At 44.5% G+C, this 11,409-nt stretch carries 9 protein-coding genes; 4 read left to right on the forward strand and 5 right to left on the reverse strand.

Translation table 11 applies throughout. The features are described 5' to 3' along the window. Positions 1-172 precede the first annotated feature (172 nt). Positions 173-2,083, reverse strand: a complete 1,911-nt coding sequence (gene thrS / locus dnm_RS19085) for a threonine--tRNA ligase (RefSeq protein ID WP_207678501.1) — start codon at positions 2,081-2,083, stop codon at positions 173-175. Positions 2,084-2,440: 357 nt separating this feature from the next. On the opposite strand from thrS, the gene dnm_RS19090 reads away from it, so the two are divergent. Then, entirely contained in the window at positions 2,441-2,800 is a 360-nt protein-coding gene (locus dnm_RS19090) for a hypothetical protein (RefSeq protein WP_207678502.1), read from the forward strand. A 154-nt stretch (positions 2,801-2,954) separates the two neighbouring features. On the opposite strand, the gene dnm_RS19095 is transcribed toward dnm_RS19090, so the two are convergent. Further along, a complete protein-coding gene (locus dnm_RS19095; RefSeq protein WP_207678503.1) occupies positions 2,955-4,556 on the reverse strand; it encodes a hypothetical protein in 1,602 nt (533 codons plus the stop codon). A 189-nt stretch (positions 4,557-4,745) separates the two neighbouring features. On the opposite strand from dnm_RS19095, the gene dnm_RS19100 reads away from it, so the two are divergent. Both dnm_RS19100 and hpt read left to right on the forward strand, forming a co-directional pair. Next, entirely contained in the window at positions 4,746-7,370 is a 2,625-nt protein-coding gene (locus tag dnm_RS19100; RefSeq protein ID WP_207678504.1) for an IPT/TIG domain-containing protein, read from the forward strand. A 295-nt stretch (positions 7,371-7,665) separates the two neighbouring features. Then, positions 7,666-8,184 carry a hypoxanthine phosphoribosyltransferase gene (hpt, locus tag dnm_RS19105; protein WP_207678505.1) on the forward strand — a complete coding sequence of 173 codons (519 nt, stop codon included), beginning with the start codon at positions 7,666-7,668 and terminating at the stop codon, positions 8,182-8,184. Between the two features lie 9 nt (positions 8,185-8,193). On the opposite strand, the gene mtnP is transcribed toward hpt, so the two are convergent. Further along, the gene (gene mtnP / locus dnm_RS19110) at positions 8,194-8,943 is read right to left on the reverse strand and encodes an S-methyl-5'-thioadenosine phosphorylase (protein ID WP_207678506.1); all 750 of its coding nucleotides are present in this window, start codon (positions 8,941-8,943) and stop codon (positions 8,194-8,196) included. A gap of 372 nt (positions 8,944-9,315) precedes the next feature. Between mtnP and dnm_RS19115 the strand changes: the two genes are divergently transcribed. Then, positions 9,316-9,582, forward strand: coding sequence for a hypothetical protein (locus dnm_RS19115; RefSeq protein WP_207678507.1), 267 nt, complete (start codon positions 9,316-9,318; stop codon positions 9,580-9,582). A gap of 395 nt (positions 9,583-9,977) precedes the next feature. Here dnm_RS19115 and dnm_RS19120 read toward each other — a convergent pair whose 3' ends face one another. Beyond that, a complete protein-coding gene (locus dnm_RS19120; RefSeq protein WP_207678508.1) occupies positions 9,978-10,808 on the reverse strand; it encodes a biotin--[acetyl-CoA-carboxylase] ligase in 831 nt (276 codons plus the stop codon). Continuing rightward, positions 10,805-11,260: a hypothetical protein gene (locus tag dnm_RS19125; RefSeq protein WP_207678509.1), complete on the reverse strand. Its 456-nt coding sequence runs from the start codon at positions 11,258-11,260 to the stop codon at positions 10,805-10,807. Before dnm_RS19125 ends, dnm_RS19120 begins: the two co-directional genes overlap by 4 nt. Between the last annotated feature and the right edge of the window lie 149 nt (positions 11,261-11,409).

An 11,409-nucleotide genomic window follows, 5' to 3' on the forward strand; every position in this document is an offset into this window, starting at 1 on the left:
TTCTTTATTGGAAACAGAATATGATATTCTATTTCAGGTTTTTTTCAGACATGATTTTTGCTGCGGCGGAAAAGATGCGAAAAACCAATTTTCCGGTTGGAAAATTTGCCGCAGCAACATCAGAGTTAGTGTCTGTTTTTAAAGGCCATATGGCCGGAATGCGCCTGATCTGCTAAAACATATCCAGTTCCTGCTTTCGTTCCTTTATATGTGCAAGGACTTGGTCTAAGAAGTCCTTGTGTGTCACCCCGTATTTGACTTTGCCGTCCAGGGTTCTCACAGAAAGCGTTCCTGAATCTTTTTCTTTTCCGCCAATGGTCAGAATCAGCGGGATATAATTTAACTGGGCATCCCGGACTTTTTTCTTCAGGCTCTCAGTTCTGTCATCCACTTCTGTGCGCAGCCCCTCTTTTTCAAGTGACTGTTTAACCTCATTCGCGTAGGACACCAGCTCATCATTCATGGGCAGGACAATGGCCTGAACCGGGGCCATCCATAAGGGAAATTTTCCTGCAAAATGTTCAACCAGAATGCCGAAAAACCGCTCAATGGAGCCGTAAACAACCCTGTGGATCATAATGGGACGATGCTTTTCACCGTCTTTGCCGATATATGTGAGATCAAATCGTTCCGGCAGGGACATGTCCAGCTGCACGGTTCCGCACTGCCAGGTCCGGCCCAGCGCGTCTTTGATATGCACGTCAATCTTAGGCCCGTAAAATGCGCCGTCGCCCTCATTGATCTTATACTCTGCCCCGTAAGCGTCCAAAGCAGCCCTCAGCCCTTCCGTGGCCATTTCCCACTGCTCATCGGATCCGATGGATTTTTCAGGACGGGTGGAAAGTTCCAGATGAAAACCAAGCCCGAAAGTGCTGTAAATCCGTTCAGTGAGTTTCAGCACCCCCAGTATTTCATCCTGGATCTGATCCGGTGTCATGAAAATATGGGCATCATCCTGATGAAAGGCTCTGACCCTGAACAGGCCCGACAAAACGCCGCTCAGTTCATGCCGATGAACCAGTCCCACTTCCCCGGCACGAATGGGCAAATCCTTGTATGAATGGGGCTTGAGACCGTAAAGCAGCATTCCCCCGGGACAGTTCATGGGCTTTATGGCATATTCAAAATCATCAATACTGGAGACATACATATTTTCCCGGTAATTTTCCCAATGACCGCTTCTTTCCCACAGATCACGGTTCAGCATGATGGGGGTCTTGGTTTCAACATAGCCAGCGGCCCGGTGTTCTTCCCGCCAATAGTCCAACAGCGCGTTCCAGACATCCATTCCTTTGGCGTGAAAAAAAGCCATTCCCGGGGCTTCTTCATGGAAACTGAACAGGTCCAGCGCGGTTCCGAGTTTGCGATGGTTCCGCTTTTTGGCTTCTTCGAGAAAATGCAGATATGCTTTGAGTTCTTTCTTGTCAAAAAAAGCAGTGCCGTAGATTCGCTGAAGCTGGGCTTTTGTCTGATCCGCCCGCCAGTATGCCCCGGAAACCTTCATCAGTTTGAAGGCTTTGACAAAGCCAGTGTGGGGAACATGGGGCCCCCGGCATAAATCCGTAAAATCTCCCTGCTCATAAAAGGAAATGGTCCCGTCTTCCAAATCTGATATCATTTCAAGCTTATACGGCTCATTTTTATAAAACTCCGCGGCTTCGGATTTTGAAACAAGTTTCCGCTCAAGCGGGAGTTTTGCCTTGATGATTTTTTTCATCTCAGCTTCGATTTTGGGGAAATCATCCTCTGAAACCGGTTCCATATCAATATCGTAATAGAAGCCATCTTCCACCACCGGGCCGATGGTCAGTTTGGCATCTTTGTAAAGATGTAAAATGGCCTGGGCCATGACATGGGCCGCGCTGTGACGAAGAATTTCCAATGCTTCTTTGTCCTTTGTCGTGATCAGCCGGATTTGGGAATCCTGTGTAATTTCAGAATGTAAATCCACCAAGTTGCCATTCAGTTCCATGGCCACGCAGTTTCTCGCCAACCCCTCTGAAATGCTCTTTGCCACATCCGAGCCAGTCGGGGAATTTTCAAAAGCCTTTATCGTTCCGTCGGGAAATGTTATATTTATCATAAGTTAACCACCAGGTAAAAAGTTTATAAATTTTCCATAAAGTAAAGATATTTAGGAAAAATGACTTGTTTGGTCAAGAAAAAAATGAAATATAACCTTGTGAATACAAGCCAAAGCCCCTTGACTTTTTTTTTAACCCGCTTGAAAATCAGAAAGATAAATGATAATGAACTTATATTGAAAGGATTCCTGTGGCTAACCTGTTCAGACAGATGGAAGAAAAACAGGCTTTGAAGATTATCAGAAAAATTGCAGAGGTGGACAATGGGATTTAAATAAAAATTAGCTAAATTATCTGAAATAAATAAATATCGTGCTGGTCAGCTGGAAAAGGTCAGAGAAACATGGATTCAGGAGGTGAACAGGCTATACGAAGAAATTCGGAACTGGTTTGCCGAATATTCGGAAGAAGGTTATATATCATTTGAATACAGGGAATTACAATACGCTGAATCTGAGGAAATTTTCCTGAGTACCCGAATACTGGAATTAAACCTCGGGGGCGGAGTTTCGGTTGTTCTTGAACCCACCGGAACCAATGTGATAGGTGCTTTTGGCAAGATAGACCTCTATCTCAGGGGGCACAAAGACAAGAAACTCTTTCTTTTGCTTATTAAAGAGGAAGAGAAGGATGAAAGGTTTCACTGGGAAGTATGGAAAAATACAAAGCAACAGGAGCAGATTCTGTTTAACAAAAAAAGGCATCCTTCATATTAATATAAAAGTAGTTGACACTTTTTAAAAGCTTGTTTTCGGGCACACTTCCGGTGTCAGAAGGCTGGCGGACGAACCTTCAGTTATGGTGATATGATATTACGATTTTGTGAATTGGCGGCCGGAAACGGATTTTTCTGAAAAAACCGGTTCCTTTTTACGAATTCACAGTGACCGCAAAAGACGGATCCGTTTTTTCCACAGTATCAAACAGAAGTTCGATCCAGTCTTTTTCCTGTTTCCTTCCGGTCAGAAGTTCATAGGGAGTCCTGCCTTTTCTCTTACCAGCCCTGTAACGGCGGTGATTATGGTAAAACATGATCAGGTTCAGAGTCTCCTGATTTATATTGTTTTTTGAACTGTTCAGGTAGGGACGGATTATCGAATTTATGCATTCGACCAGAGACGAACTCCGAACTATTCGGTCCAGTTCGTTGTAAACCTGCTCTCTGACATATTCATAATCGGCCTGAAGATGACCTGTCGCGGTTTCGAGACAGAATTCCTCGTTCATTTCACAGTGCTTCCGTGCTTCGGGGGTTTTCGCCTTAATCATCTCTTTTCTCCATTGCCATGCCAGACAAAGCGCCCGCAATGCCTCCTGACTGACCGGCAGTCCCCTGAGTTCTGAGACAATCGGAGCTGCCACATCGAAATACCCGAGCAGGTCAGGCAGAGTGCGGCGGACCTTTCCGACAGCTTTGGCAATGTCGGGTTTTCCCAGTGATTCCAGAAGATTCAGCCCCTCTCCGATATTGGCTTCCGCCTCCTCACGTTCCCTGAGATTGCCGTTATTGTCGAACAGTCTGAGTTCATTTATGACAGAAAGATAAAGATAACTGAAGTTGTCGTACAGTTCGATTTTTTCATCGGCAATCCTTTTTGCCTCCTCGTATTCTTTGATTCTCCGCGAAATGACAGCGTCACTTCTGGCGGAATCGAGCTTACGCCAGCGTTCCTCCTCTTTCCCAATGGCTTTGTATGCGGCATTTTCAAGGATTCCGACCCGTCTGCCAAGCCGGTGTGCCACAGCGTGATAAGTGTCCGGCTGCCTGAAAATATGGGCCAGGGATTCTTTCTGAGCTTTGCACAGACCTCTGCCTTCGTCACTGACCACATAAACTGCCATATATCCGTTATTTTCCAGGCAGTTCCAGTGATTCTTCCAGTCTTCGGCCTTCCGCGTGTCGTTCAGCCCGATTTTCAGTATTGCCGAACTGACCGGGTCAGCCGTGACCAGTATCGGCACCCTTTTGGAAAATATCTCATCACTCAGATAAACGAGCAGCCGTATCTCGCCATTGTCAGTTTTAAGAGTGTCAGGCAGCAGGGAACCGAAATATTTCAGAGTCTGACTGATGAAACCGACAGATGCGTTGTCAATACCGAAACGCCTCATAATCGTTGATACGGCTTCCAGAGAACACCGGCCTTCAAGTCTCAGAGACAGTATGTGGCTGAATACCGATCTCTGTCCGGTCACAGACGGCTCACAGGAATCATATCCGAAAGCGGCCTCACCCGTCTCTTTCAATGTCGCTGCCAGCATATAAACAAAGGTGCGGGAAATCATAAACTGCTTTGAAAGAGCCGTCACTGTTCCCCACGCTCCGGTAACCATTGCCGTGAGAGCAGCACATGCAATATGCAGCCTTGTAACAGGAGACAGATCACCGCGCCGTACGAATTTTTTCGGAGTCAGTTTTATATTTCCCCGCTCTGACAGACTTTCATTTTTTATGACAACAGGTGCGCACATAATTCCTCCTTTCCGTTATAAAGATTTTCGTTTGCAAAATCGTTTTCCCTGTGTCATATACCATGTTAAAAAAATTATGTCACCCCCTGACATCCGATTCATATCCGACTTTTGTTTTTATAAAGTGTAAACTGATAAATGAAGGATGCCATTATAGTATATTAAATCTGTTTCCAAAGGAGAATAAAAATGATGAGAAAAATGTCACCAATAACATTAATCATTATTTTGGCTGTGATGTGCTGCATAAGTTTTGCCAGCCCGTCACAGGCCGGTATCATTTATACGGACAAAGCGGCCCTTGGTGAAAACAATGGTACCTCATGGGAAAACGCTTATAGGAATTTGCAGACAGCCATAGAAAATGCAGTCTCCGGTGATGAAATATGGGTGAAGGCAGAAACATACACTCCCCATTCCTCTGATCGCACAATAAGCTTTGAATTGAAAGATGGCGTGGCGATTTACGGCGGTTTTTCCGGCAGCGAATCTGTCCGTGAGCAAAGAAACTGGACAACAAATGTCACGATTCTCAGCGGCGATATCGGGACAGAAGGTGAGGACAGTGACAACACTCAGCAGGTCATCAGAGCTGAAAACGTGGAAGACTCTGCTATTTTAGACGGGTTCACAATTACAAAGGGAAATGCAGACAGCCTCGATGGCGGTGGGGTGGTAATTGACGGAGCGAGTCCCACAATAAGAAATTGTATTTTTTCAGCAAACTCTGCTGACGACGGAGGCGGAATATATATTCGAAAAGGGAGTCCTGTAATAGAAAATTGTATTTTCTCAGCAAATTCTGCCATAGATGATGGGGGCGGGATATACAACGAAAGCCTTTCTTCTCCCAGCACTCCGACCCTCATTAACTGCATTTTCAGCGAAAACACTGCCAGCAGCAGCGGCGGCGGAATTTACAACAGCGGCAGTAATCCGAGCCTTACTGACTGCATCTTTGAAAATAATACCTCTGAAAACAGCCATGGCGGAGCGATATTCAACAAAGGAACCCCGAATTTCACCAACTGTATTTTCAGAAAAAATACTGCCAAATATAATGGCGGTGCAATATATAGCTTAAATACCAGCAGTCCGCTGATGAACTGTATATTCAGCGGAAACATCTCAGGCAGTAACGGTGGTGCGATGTTTAATAGCAGCGGCAGTCCCGAGGTAATCAACTGCACTTTCAGCGGAAACACTGCCGGAGTCAATGGCGGCGGTATAAACAACGACAAGAACAGTTCTTCAAAAATATATAACAGCATTTTCTGGGGCAACACTGCAAGCGATGGAAAAAGTATTTATAATCAGGAGTCTTCCCCCATTGTGGCCTACTGTATTGTTGAGGGAGGTTATGCAGATGGCACGAATATCAGCAGCAGTGATCCGAATTTTACTGACGCGGATGGCGAAGATGATATTTTTGGCACGCCCGATGATAATTTGCATCTGAAAGACCACACTTCTCCTGCCATTGACGCGGGGGATAACACCCAGCTGACAAGAAACTTCAAATTAACTGATGAAATTTTAAACGAACTGAGAAATCAGGAACTTTCCGAAGAGATTATCGCTGACCTGGAAACACTGAAAGATCAGGAATATACAAACGAAAATGAATTTAAAACTGCTTTGCAAAATAAAATAGGCGAGGACCGGACAACGCAGTATGGCTCACTGATTTTGGAATATGCCTGTACCGCCACGGACACAGATGGCAACCGCCGATTTGTTGATATCCCGACAAAGACTGACACCGGCAATGGTACGCTGCTTCCTGTCGCGGATATGGGGGCATATGAGCATATTCCCCCCTCGCCGCCTGTCATTACAAGCTTCACACCGCTCTCAGGGGGGGAGAACACATCTGTCACCATCACCGGAACCGAGTTTATCCCCGGAGCCACGGAGGTCAAATTCGGAGGCACAAACGCTATAAGTATTACAGAAGAAACATCAACATCGCTTATTGCCGAGATAGGAACCGGAACCACAGGTAAGATTACAGTGACAACACCCGGAGGAACAGCCACAAGTACCGAGGATTTCACCTTTATTCCTGCTCCCACCATCGCAACAGACTTTACATCGCTCTCGGTCAGCACGGGTGAATCTGTTATCATCACCGGAACAGATTTCATCGAAGGTGCTGAGGTGAAGTTCGGTGTTACCGGAGAGCTTCCTGAAGGTGTCGCCGCAAGTGTTGTCACGCTGGATTCGGAAACTCAGCTCACTGCTGTGGTGGCTCCGAATACCTTTACAGGCAAAGTCACGGTGACCACAGCCGGCGGAACCATAACGAGCGGGACCATCTTAACAATAGATGAACTGCCCACAGTGGTCGAAGCCAAAAAAATAGCCGACATGGTGGTTAAGACTGATGATAACACCACGCTGGAACCCACAGACCTGACCGGCTTGTTCACCGACCCTGACAGCGAGGATGACGCAATTCAGCTGACTGCGGAATCTGACAATTCAGACATTATAACGGCTGCAATTGATGGAAATATGCTGACGCTTGTTCATCATAACAAATGCGGAACAGCGAACATAACAATTCATGCGGATTCCGGCGGAAAAACCGCGGCACATACATTTGTTGTCACAGTTTCACCGGTTCCCGGGGATATGAACTGCGACAGGGAAGTTAATCTGAATGACGCCATTATTCTTTTTAAAATTTTGACAGCAACAGAAGACGAAGATACCCGTAATGCTTATAACGCAGATGCAAACGATGACGGAAGGGTCGGCGTCGGAGACCTGGTTTATATCTTAAAGACAATTTTGAGACAAGGTGAGTGATACGGATTTTCAGAAGTTCGGTACCCCATCAAAAATTTTTCAGTATTTTTCCGGAGTGCGAAAATAAAATTTTCGCACTCCGGATCAGAAAACGTGCTGGAAAATTTTTAATAAAATGAACTCTCTTGTTAAAATCCGATTTTTTTAAATTTGAAATTTTCGGCATCCTTCACAGAAGCTGAGAAATAATTTACACTGGTTTCAGCCTGGGCAGCAATTTTACAAGTTGTTCCACCGTAAAGTGCAAACTGACAAATGAAAGGTGCTGAAAATTCAACACGGAGAATTTATGATCATGCCTGAACTTACCCCATTTCTGACAAAAGATGATATTGATAAAAAAGTGGCTGAGATTGCCCGGAAGATTTCATCTGACTATCAGGGGCGTGAACTCGTCCTTATCGGCATTTTGAAAGGCGCGTTTATATTTATGTCCGATCTTGTACGGCATCTCACGGTCCCGGTCCAAGTTGATTTTATACGTGCTGCCAGCTATGGTTCTGAGACTTCCTCATCAGGAACCATTACCATAACCAAAGAAATAGAGACAGATGTAAAAAACAAACACGTATTAATCATCGAAGATATTATTGATACGGGTCTGACAATTGGCTATCTCATTGACCACTTGAAATCCTTTGGTCCGAAGAGCGTCAGGGTCTGTGCCTTGCTTGACAAAAAAGAACGCCGCAGCACAAATGTCAGCGTGGATTATGTATGCTACACGGTGGAAAACGGGTTCCTTGTCGGTTACGGACTTGACTATGCGGAAAATTACAGAAATTTGCCTGGCATTTACCACCTGAAATTATGATAAACTTACTCAGCTTCCCACTTTTTCAACAACCTTTATGAGAAGTTCGGTGACGTTGTGCGCATTCCGTTCAAACACTTTCAGAATTTCCTGCCATGAGACAATTTCCTCGTCTTCTTTCCAGCAGTCGTAATCCGTTGACATTGCAACAGCAGCATATGGAATCCCGGCTTCGTTTGCAAGGGCGACCTCCGTGGCCACGGACATATTGATGACATCTGCTCCCCATATCCTGAACATCTTAGATTCCGCTCTTGTGGAAAATCTTGGCCCTTCAATCGTTACCACGGTTCCGCTGTTGTGAGTTCTGAACCCCAGTTCAACCGATGTTTCATAAAGGGTCTTTCTTAACGTTGCATCAAACGGATCTGCCATCACGGGATGTTCCATTCCGTTTTTAAAAGATTCATGAAAAGTGTTTTTCCTGTGTTTTGCAAAATCAATGAACTGATCAAGAATTATAAAATCTCCCCTTTTAATATCTTCCCTCAGACTGCCGCACGCGGTTGTCGCAAGAATATGAGTGACCCCCTGATCTTTTAATGCCCGGATGTTTGCCCTGTAATTGACTTCTGTGGGACTGAGTTCGTGCTTTTTGCCGTGTCTTGTGAGAAGTACCGTGTCAACATTGCTGATTCTGCCCAGGGTCAGCGCTGAAGACGGTTTTCCATAAGGCGTGTCCGCGTTTATTTCTTTCGCGTCCTGAAGAATCTGAGGGTCGTCCAGACCTGAGCCGCCAATAAGTCCTATTTTTACCATCTGTTTTTTTCCCCCTTTCCTTGAGTTTATATGAAAGTGTTAGGTGTTAAGTGTTAAGTGTTAGGAAAAAATGCAAAACTTTCATGTTTCGTTGTGAGCGGCAGATCATGGCCGTTTATATGAAAGTGTCAGGTGTTAAGTGTTAAGTGTTAGGAAAAACTACAAAACTTTCATTGTTCGTTGTGACTGGCAGGTCATGCCCGTTTATATGAAAAAGTGTCAGGTGTTAGGTGTTAAGTGTCAGGGTGTTAGGTGTCAGGTGTCAGAAAAAACTGTAAAACTTTCATGTTTCATTGTGAGCAGACCAATCATAGCTGTTTATAAAATTTGTTTTTATTCCATATGTCTTACAATTTTGCAAGTGATTTTCTGATGGGGTTGGAAAGTAAGGGGCCCGAGGCTTTTGGCTTATCTGAAAAAAAACAGTTAGAAAAATTCAGACGGGAATTTTTCGCCTGGCCAGCCAATATCAGCAGATGGAAAGATCCCCGAATGATCTCGTTCCCGCGCTTCGCGTGGGAATGCAGAACAGACGCTTCGCGTCACGAAGCTCCCCATGACACGGGACGCGAAGCGTCCGGAAGGCATTCCCACGCGAAGCGTGGGAACGAGTGTCTGTCTGAATTTTCCATCTGCTGAATATCGTGTTCTGCCTCTGACATGCAGCTACAAGAATTTTTTATAAAAAAAGGATTATAAAAAAGGGGAGTTAATCCCTTTGTTATAACTCCCGTTTCTTATATGAAATCCTTGTAGCGAATGCCGCGGCTTTTATGATTTCCCAACTATCCGGAGAACTCCCCGGTTAAATTCTCAACAATCAAAAAACAGGATATGACAGGACAGAACGGACTTGGAAGGAAGAGAACAACCTCATCTCGCAAAAAATATTATCTTAGTCATAAAACTACGGCCAGCCCCCCTAATCCGACCGAATGCCTGGGGAGAAGAAGTTCATTCTCTGCAAATTTTTTTGTTTAACAACTGCCTTTATTTCGAACGGGCCGGGAATTATTCCGAAAGCCCCTGAGTCTTCACTTCAGGACTGAGTGATGCTGATGAAAACAATCCCCGTAAATCACCCTTTTTATTGATCCGTCCTCAAGTCTTAATATCAGTGCGCCCTCTTCATCCACATCTGTCGCAAGGCCCTCTGACACATCATGGGTGGTCACGACTTTGACATGACGATTAAGGGTGATGGCGTATTTTTTCCATTCGGAAATCAGATTATCAAAATCTCCGTGATTCATCTGATGTTCAAATTCATTCAGGAATTCGAGAAGAAGTTCTTCTCTTGAAATTTCTCTGTTCAGGATATTTTTTAATGAAGATGCGTTTGGCTCTTCAGATGTGGGATCATTATTCACATTAATGCCGATGCCGATATTAATAAATGATATCTCGTCACCCTCTGTCTCCATTTCAGAAAGTATCCCGACAATCTTTTTTTCATCTGCCAGGATATCGTTGGGCCATTTTACCATGGCATTGACACCGAACATCCTGCGAAGTGTCCGGACAAGGGTCAGAGATGCGCAAAAATTAATTCTGAATCCCAGCCCTGGCACTATCCGGGGCCTAAGCACAATGGTGAACCAGAGCCCGCCTTGCGAAGAAATCCAAACCCTTTTCAAACGTCCCCGGCCGGCATTCTGTTGTCCTGCGACGACAACGGTAAACTCCGGACAGCCTTTCTTAGCCATCTCCCTGGCCATATCCATTGTAGAATTAATTTCTTTGAAATAATGAATTTTCCAGTTTCCGGTTTCCGGTTTCCGGTTTCCAGTTTCCGGTTTCCGGTTTCCAGTTTCCAGTTTCCAGTTTCCAGTTTCCAGTTTCCAGTTTCCAGTTTCCAAGTTCAAGCATGCCCCCAGGTTTCTATATCTTCGAGTCCGGAAGCATGTTCACCGAGTTCCACCTGAATTCCGGACAGATTTTTATAAAATTCAATCATGTAAATGATCTTTGAGATAAAAAGACCTCTGACGAGATAGCCTATGGCAAATCTCTGAGAATCACTCATATTTTCCTGATATAATGACTCAAGAATTTTTGTTATAACAGGAAATATACTGCTATGAATTTCTTTTTGTGTCGCTGTAAGATCACCGTCTTTCAGGGCTCCCCAGACCGCTGGCACGATATAGACATTTGACTCTGCCAGTAAAATTTCATTATATCTTTTGAATATTGTCAGACAGGTCTCATCCATTACTTTTTCAATTGTTCTGGCAAAAGCGACAACGTCGTCGCTTTCTTTTTTTTTAAATTTTTCTGATTTTCCTAAAATTTTTGAAAAAATTTTGCGTATCATATTTATCCTCCTGTGAATCAGCTATAATGTTCAATATTGTAAATCTTTGAAATTATTTTTTTATTATATAAAAAAGCAGGATTGTCCGGACGTTCCGAGCCTTGGGAACCTCAGTCAGGCTTTTGTTTTTGCTGATTATAACGGATTCA

The sequence above is a fragment of the Desulfonema magnum genome (assembly GCF_017377395.1).
Classification (GTDB): domain Bacteria; phylum Desulfobacterota; class Desulfobacteria; order Desulfobacterales; family 4be13; genus Desulfonema_C; species Desulfonema_C magnum.

Bases quoted from the DNA above. Each gene is read 5' to 3' on its own strand.
- hpt (WP_207678505.1), top strand. From the start codon at position 7,666: ATGCCTGAACTTACCCCATTTCTGACAAAAGATGATATTGATAAAAAA.
- dnm_RS19095 (WP_207678503.1), bottom strand. From the start codon at position 4,556: ATGTGCGCACCTGTTGTCATAAAAAATGAAAGTCTGTCAGAGCGGGGA.
- dnm_RS19125 (WP_207678509.1), bottom strand. From the start codon at position 11,260: ATGATACGCAAAATTTTTTCAAAAATTTTAGGAAAATCAGAAAAATTT.
- dnm_RS19115 (WP_207678507.1), top strand. From the start codon at position 9,316: ATGGGGTTGGAAAGTAAGGGGCCCGAGGCTTTTGGCTTATCTGAAAAA.
- thrS (WP_207678501.1), bottom strand. From the start codon at position 2,083: ATGATAAATATAACATTTCCCGACGGAACGATAAAGGCTTTTGAAAAT.
- dnm_RS19100 (WP_207678504.1), top strand. From the start codon at position 4,746: ATGATGAGAAAAATGTCACCAATAACATTAATCATTATTTTGGCTGTG.
- mtnP (WP_207678506.1), bottom strand. From the start codon at position 8,943: ATGGTAAAAATAGGACTTATTGGCGGCTCAGGTCTGGACGACCCTCAG.